The 22,686-nt window shown below is 71.6% G+C and carries 24 protein-coding genes; 19 read left to right on the top strand and 5 right to left on the bottom strand.

The features are described 5' to 3' along the window. Positions 1-47: 47 nt before the first annotated feature. Complete coding sequence (prfA, locus tag AB0K03_RS28355) at positions 48-1,139, top strand: peptide chain release factor 1 (protein WP_364690631.1); 1,092 nt, start codon at positions 48-50, stop codon at positions 1,137-1,139. Here the strand turns inward: prfA and AB0K03_RS28350 are convergent. Continuing rightward, a complete protein-coding gene (locus tag AB0K03_RS28350; protein ID WP_364690628.1) occupies positions 1,123-2,472 on the bottom strand; it encodes a PQQ-binding-like beta-propeller repeat protein in 1,350 nt (449 codons plus the stop codon). The two genes, prfA and AB0K03_RS28350, sit on opposite strands and share 17 nt — an antisense overlap. A 25-nt stretch (positions 2,473-2,497) precedes the next feature. Further along, entirely contained in the window at positions 2,498-4,003 is a 1,506-nt protein-coding gene (locus tag AB0K03_RS28345) for a GGDEF domain-containing protein (protein ID WP_364690626.1), read from the bottom strand. Between the two features lie 98 nt (positions 4,004-4,101). Between AB0K03_RS28345 and prmC the strand changes: the two genes are divergently transcribed. From prmC to AB0K03_RS28325, 4 genes are read left to right on the top strand one after another with little or no spacing between them, the layout of a single operon-like run. Next, the gene (gene prmC, locus AB0K03_RS28340; RefSeq protein ID WP_364690623.1) at positions 4,102-4,977 is read left to right on the top strand and encodes a peptide chain release factor N(5)-glutamine methyltransferase; all 876 of its coding nucleotides are present in this window, start codon (positions 4,102-4,104) and stop codon (positions 4,975-4,977) included. Positions 4,978-5,014: 37 nt separating this feature from the next. Further along, complete coding sequence (locus tag AB0K03_RS28335; protein ID WP_364690722.1) at positions 5,015-5,659, top strand: L-threonylcarbamoyladenylate synthase; 645 nt, start codon at positions 5,015-5,017, stop codon at positions 5,657-5,659. 2 nt (positions 5,660-5,661) lie between these two features. After that, a complete protein-coding gene (locus AB0K03_RS28330; RefSeq protein WP_364690620.1) occupies positions 5,662-6,288 on the top strand; it encodes a phosphotyrosine protein phosphatase in 627 nt (208 codons plus the stop codon). Further along, positions 6,285-7,220 carry an L-threonylcarbamoyladenylate synthase gene (locus AB0K03_RS28325; protein WP_364690617.1) on the top strand — a complete coding sequence of 312 codons (936 nt, stop codon included), beginning with the start codon at positions 6,285-6,287 and terminating at the stop codon, positions 7,218-7,220. Before AB0K03_RS28330 ends, AB0K03_RS28325 begins: the two co-directional genes overlap by 4 nt. Here the strand turns inward: AB0K03_RS28325 and AB0K03_RS28320 are convergent. Then, the gene (locus tag AB0K03_RS28320) at positions 7,217-8,671 is read right to left on the bottom strand and encodes an SDR family oxidoreductase (protein WP_364690614.1); all 1,455 of its coding nucleotides are present in this window, start codon (positions 8,669-8,671) and stop codon (positions 7,217-7,219) included. The genes AB0K03_RS28325 and AB0K03_RS28320 overlap by 4 nt on opposite strands. 81 nt (positions 8,672-8,752) lie before the next feature. Between AB0K03_RS28320 and glyA the strand changes: the two genes are divergently transcribed. The 13 genes from glyA (at position 8,753) to AB0K03_RS28255 (ending at position 19,964) form a co-directional block, all read left to right on the top strand. Then, on the top strand, positions 8,753-10,042 hold the full coding sequence (gene glyA / locus AB0K03_RS28315) for a serine hydroxymethyltransferase (protein ID WP_364690611.1): 1,290 nt from the start codon (positions 8,753-8,755) through the stop codon (positions 10,040-10,042). After that, positions 10,039-10,512 carry a hypothetical protein gene (locus tag AB0K03_RS28310; protein WP_364690608.1) on the top strand — a complete coding sequence of 158 codons (474 nt, stop codon included), beginning with the start codon at positions 10,039-10,041 and terminating at the stop codon, positions 10,510-10,512. Before glyA ends, AB0K03_RS28310 begins: the two co-directional genes overlap by 4 nt. Positions 10,513-10,794: 282 nt before the next feature. Then, positions 10,795-10,956 (top strand): hypothetical protein, encoded by a 162-nt coding sequence (locus AB0K03_RS28305; RefSeq protein ID WP_364690605.1) that lies wholly within the window; start codon positions 10,795-10,797, stop codon positions 10,954-10,956. Positions 10,957-10,971: 15 nt separating this feature from the next. Next, a complete protein-coding gene (atpB, locus tag AB0K03_RS28300; RefSeq protein ID WP_364690602.1) occupies positions 10,972-11,760 on the top strand; it encodes a F0F1 ATP synthase subunit A in 789 nt (262 codons plus the stop codon). Between the two features lie 70 nt (positions 11,761-11,830). Then, positions 11,831-12,073 carry an ATP synthase F0 subunit C gene (locus AB0K03_RS28295; protein WP_364690599.1) on the top strand — a complete coding sequence of 81 codons (243 nt, stop codon included), beginning with the start codon at positions 11,831-11,833 and terminating at the stop codon, positions 12,071-12,073. Between the two features lie 24 nt (positions 12,074-12,097). Beyond that, the gene (locus AB0K03_RS28290) at positions 12,098-12,655 is read left to right on the top strand and encodes a F0F1 ATP synthase subunit B (RefSeq protein ID WP_364690596.1); all 558 of its coding nucleotides are present in this window, start codon (positions 12,098-12,100) and stop codon (positions 12,653-12,655) included. Beyond that, positions 12,652-13,473, top strand: coding sequence for a F0F1 ATP synthase subunit delta (locus AB0K03_RS28285; RefSeq protein ID WP_364690719.1), 822 nt, complete (start codon positions 12,652-12,654; stop codon positions 13,471-13,473). Before AB0K03_RS28290 ends, AB0K03_RS28285 begins: the two co-directional genes overlap by 4 nt. Before the next feature lie 80 nt (positions 13,474-13,553). After that, positions 13,554-15,203 (top strand): F0F1 ATP synthase subunit alpha, encoded by a 1,650-nt coding sequence (gene atpA, locus AB0K03_RS28280; protein WP_364690593.1) that lies wholly within the window; start codon positions 13,554-13,556, stop codon positions 15,201-15,203. A gap of 3 nt (positions 15,204-15,206) precedes the next feature. Continuing rightward, positions 15,207-16,136 (top strand): F0F1 ATP synthase subunit gamma, encoded by a 930-nt coding sequence (locus tag AB0K03_RS28275; protein WP_364690590.1) that lies wholly within the window; start codon positions 15,207-15,209, stop codon positions 16,134-16,136. After that, positions 16,133-17,578: a F0F1 ATP synthase subunit beta gene (atpD, locus tag AB0K03_RS28270; protein WP_364690587.1), complete on the top strand. Its 1,446-nt coding sequence runs from the start codon at positions 16,133-16,135 to the stop codon at positions 17,576-17,578. Before AB0K03_RS28275 ends, atpD begins: the two co-directional genes overlap by 4 nt. A 435-nt stretch (positions 17,579-18,013) precedes the next feature. Continuing rightward, complete coding sequence (locus tag AB0K03_RS28265; RefSeq protein WP_364690716.1) at positions 18,014-19,066, top strand: LCP family protein; 1,053 nt, start codon at positions 18,014-18,016, stop codon at positions 19,064-19,066. Between the two features lie 139 nt (positions 19,067-19,205). Next, positions 19,206-19,487 (top strand): F0F1 ATP synthase subunit epsilon, encoded by a 282-nt coding sequence (locus AB0K03_RS28260; protein WP_364690584.1) that lies wholly within the window; start codon positions 19,206-19,208, stop codon positions 19,485-19,487. A gap of 9 nt (positions 19,488-19,496) precedes the next feature. Continuing rightward, positions 19,497-19,964, top strand: a complete 468-nt coding sequence (locus tag AB0K03_RS28255; RefSeq protein ID WP_364690581.1) for a DUF2550 domain-containing protein — start codon at positions 19,497-19,499, stop codon at positions 19,962-19,964. Positions 19,965-20,102: 138 nt separating this feature from the next. On the opposite strand, the gene AB0K03_RS28250 is transcribed toward AB0K03_RS28255, so the two are convergent. After that, positions 20,103-20,681, bottom strand: coding sequence for a cob(I)yrinic acid a,c-diamide adenosyltransferase (locus AB0K03_RS28250; protein WP_364690578.1), 579 nt, complete (start codon positions 20,679-20,681; stop codon positions 20,103-20,105). A 332-nt stretch (positions 20,682-21,013) separates the two neighbouring features. Here AB0K03_RS28250 and murA point away from each other — a divergent pair, with 332 nt between their 5' ends. After that, complete coding sequence (gene murA / locus AB0K03_RS28245) at positions 21,014-22,300, top strand: UDP-N-acetylglucosamine 1-carboxyvinyltransferase (protein ID WP_364690576.1); 1,287 nt, start codon at positions 21,014-21,016, stop codon at positions 22,298-22,300. On the opposite strand, the gene AB0K03_RS28240 is transcribed toward murA, so the two are convergent. After that, positions 22,297-22,653 carry a hypothetical protein gene (locus tag AB0K03_RS28240; RefSeq protein WP_364690573.1) on the bottom strand — a complete coding sequence of 119 codons (357 nt, stop codon included), beginning with the start codon at positions 22,651-22,653 and terminating at the stop codon, positions 22,297-22,299. The two genes, murA and AB0K03_RS28240, sit on opposite strands and share 4 nt — an antisense overlap. Between the last annotated feature and the right edge of the window lie 33 nt (positions 22,654-22,686).

The raw sequence follows: 22,686 nt of genomic DNA, 5'->3' as shown, positions 1-22,686 counted from the left end.
GGTTCCCGCAGTGCGGGGCCGGGCGCCGTTGGTATGTGGGGAGAATTGTGAGCAACGACCGGCTGACCACGCTGCTGGACGAGTACGCGCAGCTCGAGAAGCAGATGGAGGACCCGTCCATCCACGCCGACCAGGCGCTGGTGCGCCGGGTCGGCCGCCGCTTCGCCGAGCTGGCGCCGCTGTATGCCGCCCACACCGAGCTGGAGGCGGCCCGCGCCGACCTCGCCGCGGCGAAGGAGCTGGCCGCCGAGGACCCCTCGTTCGCCGGTGAGGTGGAGGCGGTCGCCGCCGTGCTGCCCGCGCTGGAGGAGAAGCTCGGCGAGATGCTGATCCCCCGGGACCCGCACGACGCCAAGGACGTCATCGTCGAGATCAAGGCGGGCGAGGGCGGCCAGGAGTCCGCGCTGTTCGCCGGGGACCTGCTGCGCATGTACACCCGGTACGCGGAGCGCCGCGGCTGGACGGTCGAGGTCATCGACGCGCAGGAGTCCGACCTGGGCGGCGTCAAGGACGTCTCGGTGGCGGTGAAGACGAAGGGCATGCCCGAGGGCGGTCACGGGGTCTGGTCCCGGCTGAAGTGGGAGGGTGGCGTGCACCGCGTGCAGCGGGTGCCGGTCACCGAGTCGCAGGGCCGTATCCACACATCGGCCGCCGGGGTGCTCGTGCTGCCCGAGGCCGAGGACGTCGACGTGCAGATCGACCCGGGCGACATCCGGGTGGACGTGTTCCGGTCGTCGGGCCCGGGCGGCCAGTCGGTCAACACGACGGACTCCGCGGTGCGGATCACCCACCTGCCCACCGGCATCGTGGTGAGCTGCCAGAACGAGAAGAGCCAGCTGCAGAACCGCGAGCAGGCGATGCGCATCCTGCGGGCCCGGCTGCTGGCCGCGGCGCAGGAGGAGGCCGACGCGGCCGCGTCCGACGCCCGCAAGGCGCAGGTCCGCACGGTGGACCGGTCGGAGCGGATCCGGACGTACAACTTCCCGCAGAACCGGATCACCGATCACCGCATCGGCTACACCGCGTACAACCTGGATCTGGTCCTGGGCGGTGAGCTGGACGCCGTGCTGGACGCGCTGGCGGAGGCCGACCGGGCCGCGCGGCTGGCCGGCGACACGGAGATCAGCCGACGTCCGTGACCGCCAGGCGGCCGTCGCCGGCGGCCACGCAGGCGAGGATGGTGGCCGCGCTCTGGCAGCTGTTCTCGGAGATCGCGTCGATGGTGCCGAGCAGCCGCACGTGCCGGGTGCGGGAGTCGAGCCGGCTCACGGCCATCCGGCCGGCCGGCTCCTCCGTGTGGCTCACCAGGTACGGCATGTCGTCCGCCGAGGTGTAGTCCCACACCAGGGTCGCCGTGCCCATGTCGATGACCGCCACGCCGCTGCCGGCGTCGATGAGGGTCCGCCGGCCGCCGTTCTGCTCGTCGACCACCAGCAGCCCGCCGGTGATCGGGTAGACGTTGGCCGCGTCGGCCCGGCTCCAGCGCAGGTGGCCGGTGTCCCGGTCGTAGCCGGTGGTGCCGAGGGGCGTGCTGATGCACAGGACCGGTCCGCAGCTGGTGAAGCCGCCGTACGACCGGGTGTCGATCTGCCACAGCTTGCCCAGCGTCTCGGTGTCGTACGCGCTGACCGTCCCGCGCTGGTCGACGACGTTCTCCAGGTAGAGCCGGTGCCCCTCGGCGCTGATGTTGGTGTACGTGCCGTCCCCGCGGTCCTGCCGGTTCCAGGGCAGCCGCCCGCTCGCCACCTCGCGCCCGTTCGTGAGGTCGTACACCGTGGTCGCGCCCGAGTCGGTGACGGTGACCAGCCGGTCCGAGCCGGCGCCGATCCCGTTTCCGGCCACCCACGTCTCGAGGCCACCGCCCGGGCGGTCCCAGACCGGGCTGCCGTCGCGCAGCCGGACCACGCGCAGCGTCCGGGCCGAGGTGCCGTCGTCGTTCCACTCCACGAGGAGCACCAACCCGTCGGCCGAGGCCGCGAAGTCGCCGGGCTGCCGCCACAGGTGCCGGCCGGTGGCCGCGTCCACGGCGACGGTCCGGCGGGTGAACTGGCGGTAGTAGCTCCCGCCTCCCTCGGGGTCGTCGACCTGCACGGTGGTGTCCTCGGCGGGCAGCAGCATCACACCGGACTCCACGGCGCCGACCCAGGACGCGCCGCCCAGCTCGGTGCTGGACCAGAGGACCTCACCGGTGTGGCTGGCGTACGCGGTGAGGCTGCCGTCCATGGTGCTGAGCACGTACACGGCCTCCGGGGTGACGGTGAAGCCGTCGCTGCCGTCGCGGAACGGCACGGTCCACAGCTGCCGCGGGGCGTGCGAGACGGGCAACGCGGACGCCGTCACGCCGAAGAGGCAGAGCAGGGCGATCGCGGCGAGCAGGATCCGCCGGAGGTCGCCGTGCCGGATCGGGCGCGAGAGGGACTCGAGCGGCTCCTGACCGGCGTCCGTGACGAGCCCGAGCTCGATGACCCCCATGGCGGAAGCGTAGGGCCTGCGCCGGTCAGGCGGGGGTCCGGTTGGCCGCCGCGGCGGCCAGCGCGGCGCTGAGGCTGCGCGTGCTCGGCCCGACCTCGGACCAGCCGGCCGCCAGCCCGATCGGGGTGCCGGGCACCAGAACCTGCCAGTTCTCGCCGGCCGCGGCGGCGCTGATGCGGCGCGACACCTCCGCGGCCTGTGCGGTGCCGGCGCCGGGCAGCACCACGACGAACTCGTCGCCGGCGAAGCGGGCCACGAAGTCGCCGCGGCGCATCACGCGGTTCAGCACGCCGGCGATGCGCTGCAGCACCAGGTCGCCGCAGTGCCGGCCGTGCCGGGCGTTGACCGCGCTGAAGCCGATGAGGTCGCAGACGCCGATGGCCGCGCGCTCGCCGCGGGCCAGCATGGCGGTCACGTACCGTTCGAGCTGGCGGCGGTTGGGCAGGCCGGTGAGCGGGTCGGTGAGGGTCTCGTCGCCGTACCGGCCGGCGTCGCGGTGCGTCTCCTGGGCGTCGAGGCGGGCCGCCACCCCGTCGAGGTAGCCGTCGCGGAGCCGGTCGATGCGCTGGGCGGCGAGGCGGAAGGCGTACCGGTCGGCGATGTGGGCGGCCTGGTGGTCGCCCGCGGTGGCGTGGCAGATGCTGCGCAGCCGGGCCGGCTCGGCGGGCCCGAGGATCTCGGGGGAGACCGGCACCGAGTCGAGCTTGCGCAACGCCTCGGCCGGCCGGTCGGCGGCGATGTCGAGGCAGACGCCGGCGAGGTGGCGCAGGTCGCGGGAGCGGACGCTGTCGCCGCCGCTGGTGAGCAGGTCGCCGACGGCGGTCTCGGTCTGCTCGCCCAGGGCGGCCCGGCGGGCCAGGGCGTACCCGTAGACCGGCCGGCTGCTGGGCCGCAGCCGGGACTCGGCCCCGGTGGCGACGTAGCGGGTCAGCTCGGCGTCGATGTCGCGCAGCACGCGCAGGCAGCCGTCGGTGTCGCCCTGGTGGTCGAGCGCGACGGCGTTGCGCAGCCGGATGCCGGGCGCCGCGAACAGCTCGGGGGCGAGCCCGGCCGCCGCGCCGACCTGCCGGGCCTGCTCGATCGCGGTGAGCGCGTGGCCGTGGAAGCCGAGGTACGAGTACGCCATGGCGAGGTCGTGCCAGCCCCACGCGGTCTCCCCGTCGCCGTCGGGCACCGCCGCGAGGGCCCGGGACGCCTGGACGAGGTGGGTGACGCCGCGGTCGAGGGCGCTCTGCAGGTGGGCGCCGAGCGCGGCGAAGGCGTGCATCTGGCCGCGCAGGTACGGATCGGAGGTCTCGTGCACGGCGTTGGCGGCGAGCGTCATGGCGGTCGCGAACTCGGCCACCCGCCCCAGGTTGATGAGCGAGCCGAACCGCTGGACGAGCGCGTACGCCCGGGTGAGCGGGTCGGTGGTGACCTCGAGGACCTTGTCGAGGATGGTCAGCGCCTCGGCGGAACGGCCGCCCTGCTGGAGCTCACCCGCCCGGCGCAGGTCGTCGACGCAATCCGGTAGCTGGTCCAACCAGGTCATGAGACCGCCACGGCCATTCAGGCCCCTCCTGCCGGCGTCGTCCATCGATCGGAGACCCGGCCGGTCACCGTCGCGAGACGACGTCCCATGATTATGCCGTGACACTCGCGCACGAACACCCCTCCGAGGGGACGGACCGGACGAGGTTGGCACCCGCGCTGGCGGCGGCCGCGAACCGGTTGTCGGCGGCGGGTGTCGCCTCGGCCCGCGTCGATGCCGAGCTGCTGGCCGCGTACGTGCTGGGGATCGGGCGGGGACGGCTGCTGCTCGTGGACACCGTGCGCGGCGACGAGCTGCGCCGGTTCGAGGAGTTGGTGGAGCGGCGGGCACAGCGGGTGCCGTTGCAGCATCTGCTCGGCACGGCCGCGTTCCGGCATCTGGAGCTGGCGGTGGGCGACGGGGTGTTCGTGCCGCGCCCGGAGACCGAGCTGCTCGCGGGGTGGGGCATCGAGCACACGCGGCCGGGCGCCACAGTGGTCGATCTCTGCAGCGGAACGGGCGCGCTGGCCCTGTCGATCGCGGACGAGGCGGAGCCGGGGCTCGTGGTGGCCGTCGAGCGTTCCCCCGAGGCGTTGGTCTATCTGCGGCGCAACGCCGCGGCCTTTCCGGGGGTACGCGTCGTGCAGGCCGACGTGACCGCCCCGGACCTGCTCGGCGAGCTGGCCGGCCGGGTGGACGTGCTGCTGTGCAACCCGCCGTACGTGCCGGAGGGGACGCCCGTGCCGCCGGAGGTCGCCGACCACGACCCGGCCGAGGCGGTGTTCGGCGGCGCGGACGGCCTGAGCGTGATCCGGCCGGTGATCGGGCGCGCCGCCGCGCTGCTGCGCCCCGGTGGTGTGGTGGGCATCGAGCACGACGACGTGCACGGGCCGGCCGTACCGGACCTGCTGCGGCAGGACGGCCGCTTCACGGACGTCGTGGCGCACCGGGACCTGGCGGGCCGCCCGCGGTTCGCCACCGCCCGGCGGGCCTGACGGGCGGGCCGGGCACCATGGCACACTGCATCTCGTGATGCTCTACGACTGTCGGGCCGTGGCCGAGCGGGATCGCGGCATCGCCGCGGCCGTCGAGGCGGTCAAGAGCGGCGAGCTCGTCGTCATGCCCACCGACACCGTGTACGGGGTCGGCGCGGACGCGTTCACGCCGCACGCCGTCACCGCGCTGCAGAACGCCCGCGGGGTGGATCGTCGCGTGCCGCCGCCGGTGCTGGTCGGCTCGCGCCACACGCTGGACGGGCTGGTGTATTCGCTGCCCAAGGCGGCGCGTGAGCTGGCCGACGCGTTCTGGCCGGGCGCCCTGACGATCCTGGTGGAGCACTCGCCGAGCCTGCAGTGGGACCTGGGCGAGACCGGCGGGCGGGTCGCCGTGCGGATGCCGCTGCACCCGGTCGCGCTCGAGGTGCTCCGCGAGGTCGGCCCGATGGCGGTGACCACGGCGAACAAGGCCGGGCAGGCCGCGCCGGTCACCGCCGAGGAGGCGCGCGACCAGCTGGAGTACGCGGTCCGCATCTACCTTGAGGCGGGGGTGGCGCACGACCCGGCGCCGAGCACGATCGTCGACGTGAGCGGTGATGTGCCCCGCGTGCTGCGCGAGGGCGCGCTGGCGTACGAGAAGCTGCGTGACGTGGTTCCCGACCTGCTGCCCGTGGGGTCCTGACCATGCCGCCGTTCACCGTGCTGCACGTGTGCATGGGCAACATCTGCCGGTCGCCGATGGCGGAGCGGCTGCTCGTGCTCGCGGCGCGGCAGCGGCTGGCCAAGCTCGGCTCCGGCGCCGCCCTGGACGACCTGCTGCGCAGCGAGAGCGCCGGCACGGGCGGCTGGCACGAGGGCGAGGAGATGAACCCGCCGGCGGCCCGGCAGATCCGGTTGCGCGGCGGCAGTGTGGACGGTTTCACCGCGCGCAAGCTGACCAGCGCCCACCTGGCCGGCGCCGACCTGATCCTCACCGCCACGGCGGACCAGACCGACTACGTGCACGCGCTGCTGCCCGAGGCGGCGCACCGCAGCTTCGTCCTCGGGCACCTCGGTCGCATCCTGCGCGAGATCGACACCGCGGCGCTGCCCCCGGCCGGCACCGACCCGGAGGCTTTCGCCGCGCGGGCCGCCGCCCTGGTGGCCGCCGCCGACCGGGGGCGCGGCGACAAGGAGCCGCTGCCCGGCGATGACCTGGACGACCCGTGGGGCCGCGGCGACCAGACCTTCCAGCGCGTCGCCGACGAGATCAACGAGTCCCTGTACGCGCTGGTCGACGCGCTGCTGCCGGGAGCGCCGAGGTCGCAGTGATCGTCGCAGCCGACGCCGGCGGGATCCGCCGCGCAGCCGACCTGCTGCGCGCCGGATCGGTCGTCGCCTTCCCCACCGAGACCGTGTACGGCCTCGGCGCGGACGCGTTCTCCGAGAAGGCCGTCGCGGAGGTCTACCGGCTCAAGAACCGGCCCTCGTGGAACCCGCTGATCGTGCACGTCCCGGACGTGGCGGCGGCGCGCGGGCTGGCCCGGCACTGGCCGGAGGTCGCCGACCGGCTGGCCGCCGCGTTCTGGCCGGGACCGCTGACCCTCGTCGTCGAACGCGCGCCGCACCTGACCCGGGTCGGTGCCGGCACCGGCACGATCGCGATCCGCGTCCCGGCGCACCCGGTCGCGCTGCGGCTGCTCGAAGCGTGCGGGCTGCCCCTGGCGGCGCCCAGCGCCAACCGCTCGGAGGGCATCTCCCCGACGACGGCCGAGCACGTGCTGCGCAGCCTGCCCGACGTGCCGCTGGTGCTGGACGGCGGCCCGGCGTCGTGGGGGATCGAGTCGACGGTGCTCGACGTGACCGGCGCGGTGCCGCGGCTGCTGCGGCCCGGCGCGCTGGGCCTGCGCGAGATCCGCGAGGTGACCGGCAAGCTGCTGCTGCCCGACGAGGTCGCGGACGGCTCGGCGCGGCCCTCGCCGGGCATGAGCAAGCGCCACTACGCGCCGCGCGCCAAGGTGGTGCTGACCGACGACGTCGGCTCCGTACGGGTCGACGGATCGGTCGGCGTGCTGACCTACGAGACCGCGGACGTTCCCGGAGCGGAGATCCTCAGCGCGGATCCCCGGGAGTACGCGGCCGACCTCTACGCCGCGTTGCACCGCCTCGACGACGCCGGCGTCGCCACGATCGTCGTGAAGGCCCCGCCGGAGACCGAGGAGTGGCTGGCGATCCGCGACCGGCTCAGCCGCGCCGCCGCTTAACGGCTCCGCTCCTCGGCGCCGCGCGCGATGTTGCGGGCCATCCCGCTGAAGATGACCCCGTGGAACGGCACGACGCTGCCCCAGTACGCGTGCCCGGCCAGCCCGCGCGGCACGAACAGCGCCCGCTGCCGGTAGACGCTGGTGCCGTCCGGGCCCGGGGAGGCGCACATCTCCAGCCACGCGCGGCCGGGGACCCGCATCTCGGCGCGCAGCCGCAGCAACTCGCCGGGCTTGATCTCCTCGACGCGCCACCAGTCCAGCGCCTCGCCGACGTACAGGCGGTCGCGGTCGCGCCGGCCGCGCCGCAGGCCCACGCCGCCGACGAGCCGGTCCAGCCAGCCCCGTACCGACCACGCCAGCGGGAACGAATACCAGCCGTTGTCGCCGCCGACGCCCTCGATGACCCGCCACAGGGCCTCCTGCGGGGCGTTCACCTCCCGGCAGCGCTCGTCGATGTAGATGGTGCCGCCGGACCACTTCGGGTCGCTCGGCAGCGGCTCGGCGTCGGCGTCCGCGCCGGAGGCGTTCGACCAGCGGGTCTCCACGTCGGCGTCGCGGACCTTGCCGAGGGCGAGACGTACGGCCTCGTCGAAGGGGAGTGGCGGCTCGCCGGCGTACTGCCGGATGTCCTGTTCGTGGGCGACGGCCTCGTGGATCAGGCTGGCGACCAGCGGCCGTGCGATCGCGTTGGGCACGGGGGTGATCGCGCCGACCCAGTGCGCCGAGAGCCACGGGCTGAGCGGGCGCAGCGGCATGATGATCCGGCGCGGCAGGCCCGCCACCCGGGCGTAGCGCTGCATCATCTCCGCGTACGTGAGCACGTCCGGCCCGCCGATGTCGAACGCCCGGTTCACGTCCGCGGGCAGCTCGGCGGCGGCCATCAGGTAGCGCAGCACGTCGCGTACGGCGATCGGCTGGATCCGGTTGCGTACCCAGCGCGGGGTGACCATGACCGGCAGCCGCTCGGTGAGGTACCGCAGCATCTCGAACGACGCCGAGCCCGAGCCGATGATCACCGGCGCGCGCAGCACCACGGTCGGCACGCCGCTGTCCAGCAGGATCCGCCCCACCTCGGCGCGGGACCGCAGGTGCGCCGACGGCCGCTCGTCCGCCGGAGGTTCCGGGCCGCCGAGATAGACGATCCTGCGGACCCCTTTCGCGTACGCGGCCCGCGCGAAGTTGCGGGCCGCCTCACGGTCGCGGCGCTCGAAGTCCGGCACCCCGAGCGAATGCACGAGGTAGTACGCGACCTCCACGCCGTCCAGCGCGCGTTCCAGCGAGCCCGGGTCGCCCAGGTCGCCCTCGACGATCTCGGCCCGCGGCGCCCACGGCACGTCCCGCAGCCGCCCGGCGCTGCGCGTGAGCGCCCGTACGTCGTGGCCCGCCTCGATCAGCCGGGGCGCGAGGCGGCCGCCGATGTAGCCCGTCGCCCCCGTCACCAGACACCGCATACTGCCACTGTGCCCGCAGGTGACACCCCATAAGCCATATGCTCGTAATCCGGCGACGACGCCGAGGTGAGGGAGCGCGCCATGGACACGTTCTGGGGGCCGGACTTCTCCGCGCTGCGGCGCGAGGACCCCGAGATCGCCGAGGTCGTCGCGGGTGAGCTCGAGCGCCAGCGCGGCGGCCTCCAGCTCATCGCGAGCGAGAACTTCACGTCGCCGGCCGTGCTCGCGGCGCTGGGTTCCACGCTCACGAACAAGTACGCCGAGGGCTACCCCGGGCGGCGCTACTACGGCGGGTGTGCGGAGGTCGACCGGGCCGAGGAGCTGGCCGTCGAGCGCGCGAAGGACCTGTTCGGCGCCGAGCACGCCAACGTGCAACCGCATTCCGGGTCGGCGGCGAACATGGCCGCGTACGCCGCGCTCGTGCAGCCCGGCGACACCGTGCTCGCCATGGACCTGCCGCACGGCGGCCACCTCACCCACGGCAGCAAGGTCAACTTCTCTGGGAAGTGGTTCCACACCGTCGGCTACCGCGTACGGCGCGACACCGAGCTCATCGACTACGACGAGGTGCGCGACCTCGCCCAGGCGCACCACCCCAAGCTGATCGTGTGCGGCGCCACCGCGTACCCGAGGCTCATCGACTTCCGGGCCTTCCGCGACATCGCCGACGAAGTGGGCGCGTACCTCATGGTCGACGCCGCGCACTTCATCGGCCTGGTCGCCGGCCGGGCCGTGCCGTCGCCGGTGCCGTACGCCGACGTGGTGTCGTGCACGACGCACAAGGTGCTGCGCGGCCCGCGCGGCGGCATGATCCTGTGCCGTGAGAACCTCGCCGCCCGCATCGACAAGGCCGTGTTCCCGTTCACCCAGGGCGGACCGCTGATGCACGTCGTCGCCGCGAAGGCGGTCGCGCTGCGGGAGGCGTCGTCGCCCGGCTTCCAGGGGTACGCCCAGCAGGTCGTGCGCAACAGCCAGGCGCTGGCCGCGGGGCTGGCCGCCGAGGGCATGCGTCCCGTCTCCGGCGGCACGGACACCCACCTCGCCCTCGTCGACCTGCGCGACGCCGGCGTCAGCGGGCGCGAGGCGGAGGAGCGCTGCGATCGGGCCCACATCACGCTGAACAAGAACGCGATCCCGTACGACCCGGAGAAGCCGACGACCGCGTCGGGCATCCGCGTCGGCTCGCCGTGCGTCACCACTCAGGGCATGCGGGAGGGGGAGATGCGGCAGATCGCCGGGCTCATCGCCGCCGCCGTCCGAGCGGATCCGGCGACCGTCGCCGGCGCGGGTAGTCTGCGGGACGCGGCCGAGGAAGTCGGTGCGCTTGTCCGGCGCTTCCCGGCGTACCCGATTGCAGAGGTCCTCACATGAGCACGGAGCCGCATGTCACGTCGCCCGATCTGGACGACGAGGACGACGCGCGGCCGCTGCCGGACCTGCCGCCGCTGCCGGCCGACCCGCGCTGGCGGGTCGAGCACCTGCCGCTGCTCACGGCGTTCTCGTTCGCGCTGATGATGTGTGCCGCCTCGGTGGGCTATCTCACCAGCGGCGGGCCCGCGGCCGTCGGCGCCGCCGCCGGCATCGCGATCGTGACGGTCAGCTACACGATGTCGACGCTCGTGCTGGCCTGGGCGGACACGGTACGCCCGGCGCTGATCATGCCGCTCGGGATGATCACGTACGTGGTGAAGTACTCGTTGCTCGGCGTGATCATGGCATTTGTGATCTCCTCGGAATGGCCGGGCCGGACGGCGCTCGGCTGGGGCGTCGTCGCGGGTGTCATGGGTTGGACGGCCGTGCAGGTCTGGTGGGTGGCACGCCTCGCCGGCCGTCGACGGTGATCTTCGGCACCCGCATTTCGCCTCGTCAGAAGGGGTTCGGTGGGTCTCGATCCACGAACCGGTGACGGATAGGCGGCAATGGTGTCCGGTTCTGGCGGAGGGGGAGTACCGTGTCTGGCTAGTTGCGAGACCCCCGACGCCTGGACAACTGCGGTTGTGCGGGGGGTCCCGCTTAGCTTCGTGTTTCCGACTGATATCTTTCTTGCCGTCATGGCCGGTCAGAAACCTCCCCACGAATCCCCCGGTGACGACGGCCCGCCTCCTCCCGACACCGGGATGGGCATGACCGCGCTCACCTATCTTCTCGCGGGCATGTTGGTCTGGGGTGGGATCGGCTGGCTGGTCGACCACTGGGTCGGTACCAACGGCATCTTCGCCGGCATCGGCGCGGTCGTCGGTATCGGCGGTGGCGTCTACCTCATCGTGCGCCGGCTCGGCGCCTGACAGGAAAGGGCTACGGTGATCGGTCAGTCCACGGTCCTCGCAGCGGAGTTCCCGCCCAGCGTCGAGGACTTCTACCTGCCCAGCATCCTGCCGTGGGGCGCGCACGACTCCTACTGGTTCACCAAGATCACGTTCCTGGTCTGGCTGACCGTTGCGCTCATCATCCTCTTCTTCCTGGTCGCGTACCGGAAGCCGCAGCTCGTGCCCACGAAGAAGCAGTGGCTGGCCGAGAGCGCGTACGGCTTCGTGCGCAACAACATCGCAGTCGAGATGATCGGGCCGAAGGGCGTGGCGTTCGCGCCGTACCTCACGACGCTCTTCCTGTTCATCATCCTGAACAACTTCTGGGGCATCGTGCCGTTGGTGCAGATCTCGCCCAACTCGCACATCGCCTTCCCGGCGTTCCTGGCGATCATCAGCTACTTCATGTTCATCATCGTCGGCATCCGGCACCACGGCTTCGTCAAGTACTTCAAGACCGCGCTGATCCCGCCGGCGCCGTGGTTCATCCTGCCGCTGCTGATCCCGATCGAGTTCTTCTCGAACTTCCTGGTCCGCCCGTTCTCCCTGGCGGTCCGACTCTTCGCCAACATGTTCGCCGGCCACATGCTGCTGCTGGTGTTCACGCTGGGCGGGTTCGCGATGATCAACGCGAACGTGTGGTTCGCGCCCTTCTCGATCGTCTCGTGGCTCATGACCATCGCGCTCACGCTGCTCGAGTTCCTGGTCATCTGCCTGCAGGCGTACGTCTTCACGGTGCTGACCGCGAGCTACGTGCAGGGCGCGCTCGCCGACGAGCACTGAGAGCTGTCGGAGCAATACCCCGTTTGTCGTCCCGCGTGACAGTCACGCGAGATACCAGGAGGAATCTGTAATGGTTGCAGACGTTCTTGCCGCCGTTGAGGGCAGCACCGCCGCCATCGGCTACGGCCTCGCCGCGATCGGCCCCGGCATCGGCGTGGGTCTCGTCTTCTCGGCCTACATCCAGTCGACGGCCCGTCAGCCGGAGTCGTCGCGCCTGACCCTCCCGTACGTCTGGATCGGCTTCGCCGTCATCGAGGCGCTCGCTCTGCTGGGCATCGCGTTCGGCTTCATCTGGCAGGGCCCGATTCAGTAATTCTCGGCCTCGTTGGGAGGTGTCATGATCACCACTATCTTGGCTGCTGCGACCGAAGAGGGCGCGTCCGAGCACAACCCGATCATTCCTGTGTGGCAGGAGATCGTGGTCGGCACGGTGGCGTTCGCCGTGCTCTGTTTCGTGCTGATGAAGTTCGTCTTCCCGCAGATGGAGAAGACGTTCCGGGCGCGGGTGGACGCGATCGAGGGCGGCATCAAGCGCGCCGAGGCCGCCCAGGCCGAGGCGAACGGACTGCTCGAGCAGTACCGGGCCCAGCTCGCCGAGGCCCGTACCGAGGCCGCGCGCATCCGTGACGAGGCCCGTGCCGACGCCGAGGGCATCCGCCAGGACGTCCTCGCCAAGGCCCGGGAGGAGTCCGACCGCATCATCGCGGCCGGTCGCGACCAGCTCGCCGCCCAGCGCGAGAGCATCGTGCGCGACCTGCGCTCCGAGGTCGGCACGCTCGCGGTGGACCTGGCCAGCCGGATCGTCGGTGAGTCGCTCGCCGACGAGGCCCGCAACCGGGGCACTGTCGACCGGTTCATCAACGAGCTCGGCGCCGGCGCGGCGGGCGGTCGCTGATGGCGACCGCCAACCGCGAGTCGTACGCGGCCGCCGCGGAGAAGCTGACCGCGGGCACGCAGACGGCGACCGCCGCGCAGCTGGCCGGCACCGCCGACGAGATCCTGTCGGTGGCGCGGCTGCTGCGCGGCGAGCCGCGGCTGCGCCGGGCGCTGACCGACCCCTCACGCGCAGGCGCGGAGCGGGCCGGTCTGGTGCGGTCGCTGCTGACCGGCAAGGTCGGCGCGGCCACGGTCGACGCGCTGGAGACCCTGGTCTCCGGCCGGTGGTCGGCGCCGAACGAGCTGCTGGACGCGACCGAGCGCCTGGGTGTCGACACCGTGCTGGCCGCGGCCGACAAGGCCGGCGTGCTGGCCGAGGTCGAGGACGAGCTGTTCCGCTTCGGGCAGGTCGTTTCCGGCAGTCCTCAGCTGGCCGTCACTCTGGGTGACCCCGGTGCGCCGGTCGAGCGGCGGGCTAAGCTGGCGAGGGACCTGCTCAAGGGCAAGGCCCAGGCGACGACGGTCCAGCTGGTCCTGGTCGCCCTCGAGGGTCTCGGTGGCCGGGGCTTCGAGAGCTCGCTCACCAAGCTGGTCGAGCTGACCGCCGCCAAGCGTGACCGCGAGGTCGCGTACGTGACGGCGGCCAAGGTGCTCACCGACGCCGAGGAGCAGCGGCTCGCCACCAAGTTGTCCGACATCTACGGTCGGCAGATGTCGCTGAAGGTCGATGTGAACCCGAGCATCATCGGGGGCCTCAGCGTCCGTGTCGGCTCCGACCTCTACGACGGCACGATCCTGCGGCGACTCAACGAAGCCCGGCAGGCGTTCGCTAAATAACTACTTCCCCTCGGCGGCGGCGACGCTACCGAAAGCCCTCGGGCGCGGCGACGCCCCGAGCCGACTAGAGAAGGCAGAGGATGGCCGAGCTGACCATCTCCTCGGACGAGATCCGGGGGGCGCTAGAGCGCTACGTCTCGTCCTACACGCCCGAGGTCTCCCGTGAGGAGGTCGGCATCGTCTCCGATGCGGGCGACGGCATCGCGCACGTCGAGGGTCTGCCCTCGACGATGGCGAACGAACTGCTCGAGTTCGCGGACGGCACGCTGGGTGTCGCCCTGAACCTCGACGTCCGCGAGATCGGCGTCGTGGTCCTGGGTGACTTCGCCGGCATCGAGGAGGGCCAGCAGGTCAAGCGGACCGGCCGTGTCCTCTCGGTCCCGGTCGGCGACGCCTACCTCGGCCGCGTGGTCGACGCCCTGGGCAACCCGATCGACGACCGCGGCGAGATCGCCAACGAGGGCTTCCGCGAGCTGGAGCTGCAGGCGCCGAACGTCATGGCGCGCCAGCCCGTCAAGGAGCCGCTGCAGACCGGCATCAAGGCGATCGACGCCATGACGCCGATCGGCCGCGGCCAGCGCCAGCTGATCATCGGCGACCGCAAGACCGGCAAGACCACGGTCGCGCTCGACACGATCATCAACCAGCGCGCCAACTGGGAGTCCGGCGACCCGAAGAAGCAGGTGCGCTGCATCTACGTCGCGGTCGGCCAGAAGGCGTCCACCATCGCCAGCATCCGGGGCACGCTCGAGGCCCAGGGCGCGCTGGAGTACACGACCATCGTGGCCTCCCCGGCGTCCGACCCGGCCGGCTTCAAGTACATCGCGCCGTACACCGGCTCGTCCATCGGCCAGCACTGGATGTACAACGGCAAGCACGTCCTGATCGTCTTCGACGACCTGACCAAGCAGGCCGAGGCGTACCGCGCCGTGTCGCTGCTGCTGCGCCGCCCGCCGGGCCGCGAGGCGTACCCGGGCGACGTCTTCTACCTGCACAGCCGGCTGCTGGAGCGCTGCGCGAAGCTCTCCGACGAGCTCGGCGGCGGTTCGATGACCGGCCTGCCGCTCATCGAGACGAAGGCCAACGACATCTCGGCCTACATCCCGACCAACGTCATCTCCATCACCGACGGTCAGATCTTCCTCGAGGGTGACCTGTTCGCGTCCGGTGTGCGCCCGGCCATCAACGTCGGCACCTCGGTGTCCCGCGTCGGCGGCTCCGCGCAGGTCAAGGCGATGCGTTCGGTCTCCGGCCGGCTCCGCCTCGACCTGGCCCAGTTCCGCGAGCTGGAGGCCTTCTCGGCCTTCGCCTCCGACCTGGACAAGGCCTCGCGGGCCCAGCTGGAGCGCGGCGCGCGCCTGGTCGAGCTGCTGAAGCAGCCGCAGTACTCGCCGCTGTCGGTGGCCGAGGAGGTCGTGGTCATCTGGGCCGGCACCACAGGCCAGCTCGACGACATCCCGGTCGGCGACGTGCGCCGGTTCGAGACCGAGTTCCTGGACTGGATCAAGCGCAACCGCAGCGACGCCTTCACCGCGATCGCGTCCACCGGCCTGCTCGGCGACGACCAGGTCGAGGCGCTGCAGAGCGGGGTCGACGAGTTCAAGGACCTGTTCAAGCGCGGTGAGACCACCGGCGGGCCGCGGGACACCCCGGCCGAGCCGCTCGCCGAGGGCACCGAGAGCCGCGAGACCGTGACCCGCGAGGTTCGCGGCTCGTCGGACGAGAGCTGAGCCATGGCCGGTCAGGTACAGGCCCTCCGGCGGCGCATCCGCACCGTCCGGTCGACCAAGAAGATCGCGAAGGCGCAGGAGCTCGTCGCCACGAGCCGCATCGCCAAGGCGCAGGAGCGGGTCGCCGCCTCCAAGCCGTACGCGGAGGCGATCACGCGGGTGCTGACGGCGCTGGCCTCGAACGCCTCGATCGACAACCCGCTGCTGCAGCCGCGTGAGCGGGTGCGGCGCGCGGGCGTCCTGCTGATCACCAGCGACCGCGGCCTGGCCGGCGCCTACAACGCCAACGCCATCCGCACCTGCGAGCAGCTGATCTCGCGGCTGCGGGCGGACGGCAAGGACGTCGCGCTGTACGTCGTCGGCCGCAAGGGCGTCGGCTACTACCGGTTCCGTAACCGGCCGATCGCCGCCAGCTGGACCGGCTTCTCGGAGCGGCCGTCCTTCGAGGACGCCCGCCACATCGGGGAGTCGCTGCTGGAGGCGTTCGTCGCCGGCGCGGACGACGCGGACGACCACCACGGTCCGGACGGCATCCAGGGCGTGGACGAGCTGCACATCGTCAGCACCCAGTTCAAGTCGCTCATGACCCAGACCCCGCAGGCGCGCTTCCTGGCGCCGATGCAGGTCGAGGAGAGGGAGCGCGAGCCGGGGCTGCGCGCGGCGTACGAGTTCGAGCCCGAGGCCGAGGAACTGCTCGAGGCGCTGCTGCCGAAGTACCTCAACACGCGGATCTACGCGGCGTTGCTGGAGTCGGCGGCCAGCGAGTCGGCGTCGCGGCGCCGGGCGATGAAGAGCGCCTCCGACAACGCGGACGACCTGCTCAAGCGGTATACGCGCGAGATGAACTCCGCGCGGCAGGCTTCGATCACCCAGGAAATCAGTGAAATCGTCGGCGGCGTCGAGGCGCTGTCCACGTCGGGAAGTGATGTGTGATGACTGCAGTAGCTGAGCCCACCAAGACGGAGACCGGCGTCGGCCGCGTCGTCCGGGTCATCGGCCCGGTCGTCGACGCCGAGTTCCCGCGGGACGCCATGCCCGAGATCTTCAACGCCCTGCACGTCGACGTGACCCTCTCCGAGGGCACCAAGACGCTCACCCTCGAGGTCGCCCAGCACCTGGGCGACAACGTGATCCGGGCGATCTCGATGCAGCCGACCGACGGCCTGATCCGGGGCGCCGAGGTCACCGACACCGGCGCGCCGATCTCGGTGCCCGTCGGCGACGTGACCAAGGGCCACGTGTTCAACGCCCTCGGCGAGGTGCTCAACGCCGACCCGAAGACGCTGCAGGTCACCGAGCGCTGGCCGATCCACCGCAAGCCCCCGGCGTTCGCGCAGCTCGAGCCGAAGACCGAGATGCTGGAGACCGGCATCAAGGTGCTCGACCTGCTCGCGCCGTACGTGCGCGGTGGCAAGATCGGCCTGTTCGGCGGCGCGGGCGTGGGCAAGACGGTGCTCATCCAGGAGATGATCATCCGCGTCGCCCGTAACTTCGGCGGTACGTCGGTGTTCGCCGGCGTGGGTGAGCGCACCCGCGAGGGCAACGACCTCATCCTCGAGATGGACGAGGGTGGCGTGCTCGACAAGACCGCGCTGGTCTTCGGCCAGATGGACGAGCCGCCGGGCACCCGCCTGCGCGTCGCCCTGACCGCCCTGACCATGGCGGAGTACTTCCGGGACGTCCAGAACCAGGAGGTGCTGCTCTTCATCGACAACATCTTCCGGTTCACCCAGGCCGGCTCCGAGGTGTCCACTCTGCTCGGCCGTATGCCGTCCGCCGTGGGTTACCAGCCCACGCTGGCCGACGAGATGGGCGAGCTGCAGGAGCGCATCACCTCCGTCCGCGGCAAGGCGATCACCTCGCTGCAGGCGATCTACGTGCCCGCCGACGACTACACCGACCCGGCGCCGGCGACCACGTTCGCCCACCTGGACGCGACCACGAACCTCGAGCGGTCGATCTCCGACAAGGGCATCTACCCCGCCGTGGACCCGCTGGCCTCCAGCTCGCGGATCCTGGCGCCGGAGTTCGTCGGCGCCGAGCACTACGCGGTCGCCCGTGAGGTGCAGCGAATCCTGCAGAAGTACAAGGACCTGCAGGACATCATCGCCATCCTCGGCATGGACGAGCTATCCGAGGAGGACAAGGTGACGGTGCAGCGGGCCCGCCGCATCGAGCGCTTCCTCTCGCAGAACACGTACGCCGCCGAGCAGTTCACCGGCGTTCCCGGCTCGACGGTCCCGCTCAAGGAGACCATCGAGGCGTTCAAGAAGATCAGCGAGGGCGAGTACGACTCGTTCCCGGAGCAGGCCTTCTTCATGTGCGGTGGCCTCGAGGACCTCGAGCGCAACGCGCACGAGCTCATGAAGGGCTGATCCACCGGCATTCCCAGGGGCCGCGCCGACGTTCATCGTCGGCGCGGCTTCTTGTGTACGCCCACCGCATGGTCGGGGCCTTGTGTGGCGGGTCTATCCTTTCGACCGGTCGGACGGCTCACAGGCGTTGTCGCAGGGGTCTCATGGCGACTACCGCAGGTGAGCGGCCTGGTCGAGGCGCGCCCCACGCGTGTCCTGTGGACCGTTATGTCCGTTTGACTGCGCAGTACCGGGATAACCGGACCCGAAAGTTTCTTGTGTTGTTCGGATATTCTTGACAGAGCTGGCGGCGCGGCCCTGCGATCATGGCTCCTTTGATCGCGGATCAACCCATCGACGGCGGTTGGGGAGCTAGTGGCGAAGAGTGGGAAAGCGAAGACCGGGCGGCGGTCGCCTCTGTGGGCGCGCCTCTGCGCGATCTTCGGCTGCGTGCTGATGGTCGTCAGCGGCGGCGTGCTGATCACGAGTCAGGTGCTCGTGTCCCGGTATGCGGGCGCCGTGGAGACCAAGGACCTCTTCGGCAACGCCGCGTCCGGCGCCACCAAGGAGTCGGTCACCGACATCAAGGGCCCCGTCAACATCCTGCTCGTCGGCATCGACCCGCGCGACGCGACGACCGCGCCGCTCTCCGACTCGATCATCGTCGTGCACATCCCCAAGGGGCTGAAGCAGGCGTACATGTTCTCCATCCCGCGAGACCTGCGCGTGGAGATCCCGCCCTTCCCCAAGACCGGCTTCCAGGGCGGCACCTCGAAGATCAACGCCGCCATGTCGTACGGCAGCAGCATCGGCGACGGCAAGCACGACGTGGCGCAGGGCTTCGACCTGCTCGCCAAGACCGTCGGCAAGCTCACCGGCATCAAGAAGTTCAACGCCGGCGCGATCATCAACTTCAACGGCTTCAAGGACATCGTCGACGCCATGGGCGGCGTCACCATGACGATCGACCAGAACGTGAAGTCCGAGCACCTGCAGCCCGACGGCAAGCCGCGGCCGCGCCGTCCCGAATGCGCCGACAACAGCTGCGCGCACCCGTACATCGGCCCGCAGGCGCAGTACAAGAAGGGCACCTACCACCTCAAGGGCTGGCAGGCGCTCGACTACGTCCGGCAGCGGTACGGCCTGCCCCGCAGCGACTACGACCGCCAGCGGCACCAGCAGCAGTTCATCAAGGCCATGGCCGAGCAGGCGCTCAGCAAGAACGTGGTGACCAACCCCATCAAGCTCGACCAGGTGCTGCGCGCGGCCGGCGACGCCCTCATCTTCGACGGCAACGGGCACAACGTGGTCGACTGGGGCCTGGCCCTGCGCAATCTGCGCTCCGACGACATGACGCTCGTCAAACTGCCGGGCAAGTCGTTGTTCAACGGCCGGGACTACATCGGTGAAGGGCTCGACCCGAGCGCCGACGACTTCTTCGCCTCCGTGAACGACGACACCATCTCGTCCTTCCTCGTCAGCAACCCGGACTTCCTCCAGAAGCTCTGACGCGGTCACTCGCAGTGGCGCTCGCCACCCCAGGCAACGGGGTGTCACCCGGCCGATTAGACTTCACGCAGCACGTCTTCAGGCTTTACAGGTTTTACCGGCTCTACCAGCGTTCCGCGGGCTTTTACAGGGAGACAGCGTGGCCAAGCAGCTGCACGTCCAGGTCGTCGCCGTCGAGGAGAGGGTCTGGTCCGGCGACGCCGAGATGGTCGTCGCGCGCACCACCGAAGGCGAGCTCGGCGTCCTGCCCGGCCACTCGCCGCTCCTCGGCCTGCTGAAGGAGCCGTCCCAGGTCCGGGTCAAGCTGGCCGGCGGCGAGCAGCTCACCTACGACGTCACCGGTGGCTTCCTCTCGGTCGACGCGGACGGCGTGACCGTCCTCGCCGAGAGCGCTTCCCCCGCCACTCCCGACGCCCGCTGACGCCCCGCGATGCGGATTCTGGAGATCGTCGGAATCTGCCTCGCCGCGCTCCTGCTCGTCCTCCTCGCGATCTTCCTCCGCCGCCGGCTGCTCATGGCCGGCGGCGGAACCATTCGCGTCCAGGTCCGGGTCAGCACGCTCGTCCCGGGCCGCGGCTGGTCCACCGGCATCGGCCAGTTCGTCGGCGACGAGCTGCGCTTCCACCGCATGTTCAGCTTCGCCTTCCGCCCCAAACGCGTCCTCGACCGCAGAGCCCTCGCCGTCGAGTGCCGCCGCCTCCCGGAAGGCCCCGAACGCCTCACCATGCCGGGCCACTGGGTGATCATCCTCTGCCGCCAGGCCGGCGCGGCCATCGAGATCGCCATGGCCGAGTCGACAGTGACCGGTTTCCTGTCCTGGCTGGAGGCGGCGCCGCCCGGGCAGCCGGGCAGCGTCGGCCCCCGCACGGTCATCACCCCGCGCCCGGCCGAGAACTGACCCGCCGCGACCGAGCCACCGGGCAGCTTCGACGACCTGTGCGGCTTCGGCGATCTGTCGGTCCGCGTTCTGCTCCACGGTCCCGCTCCGCCCGCACGGTCCCGCTTTCGTTTGCGCGGGCCCGCTTCCCGGGTCCGGTCAGGACGCGGTGCCGCCGGGGACCCACTTCACGTCGCCGGCCGCGCCGTTGGCCGTACGGGCCAGGATGAACAGCAGGTCCGACAGGCGGTTCAGGTACTTCGCCGGCAGCGGGCCGGTCCGCGCCGGGTCCTCTTCCATCAGTGCCCACGCCGAGCGTTCCGCGCGCCGCGCCACCGTGCGGGCCACGTGCAGCAGCGCCGCCCCGGGGGTGCCGCCCGGCAGGATGAAGGAGTCCAGCTCCGGCAGCTGCTCGTTGTACTCGTCACACCAGCCCTCGAGGCGCGTCACGTACGCCTCCTTGATGCGCAGCGGCGGGTACGGCGGGTCCTCCGTGAGCGGGTTGCACAGGTCCGCGCCCACGTCGAACAGGTCGTTCTGCACGGCGGTGAGCACGCTCCTGACGTCGGGCGCCAGGCCGCCGAGCGCGAGGGCCACGCCCAGCGCCGCGTTGCACTCGTCGACGTCGGCGTACGCGACGATGCGGGGGTCGGTCTTCGCGGCCACCTCGTTGTTGCCGAGGCGGGTGGATCCGGCGTCGCCGGTGCGGGTGTAGATGCGGGTGAGATGCACGGCCATGGACCCCACCCTACGGAGCCCGGCCCGACAGCGACCCGCCCCGGCCCCGCCAGGAAGGCGGCCGGGGGCGCGCGACCAAGAGAGCGGTCCGGCGCACGGCCACGGAAGCCGTCCGGGGGCGCGGGCGGGGAAGCGGTCCGGCGCACGGCCACGGAAGCCGTCCGGGGGCGCGGGCGGGGAAGCGGTCTGGGGCGCGGCCGGGGAAGCGGCCAGGAAGGCGGTCCGGGGGCTCGCGGCCCGGGCGCAGCCGCCGCCGTGCCGGGCCCTTCCCGGCCACGCCTGGCGTGCCCGGGACCCCCGCCGTGGCGGGATGACCCGGCGCGCCCCATACGATGGCCCGCGTGGATGTGATTCGGGTGAAGGGCGGGGCGCGGCTTTCCGGTGATGTCACCGTGGGCGGCGCCAAGAATTCCGCACTCAAGCTGATGGCGGTCGCGTTGCTGGCCGAGGGGCGCAGCGTCGTGGCGAACGTCCCCCGGATCACCGATGTCGCGATCATGGGTGAGGTGCTGCGCCGGCTGGGGTGCGAGGTGTCGTTCGACGGCGGGGAGGCCGTCATCGACGTGCCGGCCGAGCCGGGCAGCGAGGCCGACTACGACCTCGTACGGCGGCTGCGGGCCTCGATCTGTGTGCTGGGGCCGCTGCTGGCGCGCCGGGGATACGTGCGCGTCGCGCTGCCCGGGGGCGACATGATCGGGTCGCGGGGACTGGACATGCACGTGTCCGGCCTGGCGCGGCTGGGTGCGGACATCTCCGGCGAGCACGGGTTCGTCATCGCCTCGGCCCCGCGAGGGCTGCGCGGCGGCAAGATCTGGCTGGACTTCCCGAGCGTCGGCGCGACCGAGAACATCCTGATGGCCGCGGTGCTGGCCCGGGGTGTGACGGAGATCGACAACGCGGCACGGGAGCCGGAGATCGTCGACATCTGCCAGATGCTGACCGAGATGGGGGCGCGCATCGACGGCGCCGGCACGTCGACGCTGACGATCGAGGGGGTCGACGAGCTCAAGCCGGTGCGGCACGCCACGGTCGGCGACCGGATCGTCGGCGGCACGTGGGCGTTCGCGACGGCGATGACCCGTGGGGACGTCACGGTGCACGGCGTACGGCCGGAGTATCTGGAGATCGCGCTGGACAAGCTGGTCTCGGCGGGCGCCGTCGTGGAGCCGGGCGACAACCTGTTCCGCGTACGGATGGACGACCGCCCGAAGGCCGTCGACATCGTGACGCTGCCGTACCCGGGTTTCGCGACGGACCTGCTGCCGATGGCGCTGGGGCTGGCGGCGGTGAGCTCGGGCTCGTCGCTGATCACCGAGAACATCTTCGACGGCCGGTTCATGTTCGTGAACGAGATGGTGCGGCTCGGCGCGGACATCCGTACCGATGGGCATCACGCCGTGACGAACGGCCGGGAGCGGCTGTCGGGCGCGCCGGTCCGGGCGACCGACATCCGGGCCGGCGCCGGTCTGGTGATCGCGGGGCTGTGCGCGGACGGCATCACCGAGGTGGGCGAGGTGCACCACATCGACCGCGGCTACCCGGACTTCGTGTCGGACCTGGCGAAGCTCGGCGTGGACGTGGAGCGCGCGGTCGTCACGGAGCCGACGTACGACTTCTAGAGGGCCGGGGAGCCGCCGACCAGCCGGCGGGCCTCCTCGGCCTCCTCGGGGAACACCAGCACCACCAGGCGCCCGTCCGGCCGGGTCGCCGAGGTGGAGCGGATCCCGGCCGTGCGCAGCAGCGTACGGATCTCCCGCGCGATTCCCGGGTCGTCGGTGACCGCCGCCGGGCAGAGCAGGCCGTAGTCGTCGCCGCATTCGAAGATGCCGAGGCCCTCGTACAGGTCGCGCAGCGGGTCGTCGCTGGTCCTCGTCCATTGCAGGCCCATGTGCCAGAAGACGGCCGCGAGGAAGCCGACCAGAGCCACGGCGATGAAGGGCCCGAGGAGGTACCAGCCGTCGCTTGGTGGCATGGGCACAGTCTGGCACCGCCGAGCGGCCTTTTC

This window comes from Actinoplanes sp. NPDC049316, from assembly GCF_040677315.1.
Lineage (GTDB): Bacteria > Actinomycetota > Actinomycetes > Mycobacteriales > Micromonosporaceae > Actinoplanes.
The sequence above is the reverse complement of the archived record's forward strand: the minus strand, read 5'-3'. Positions and strand labels throughout refer to the sequence as shown.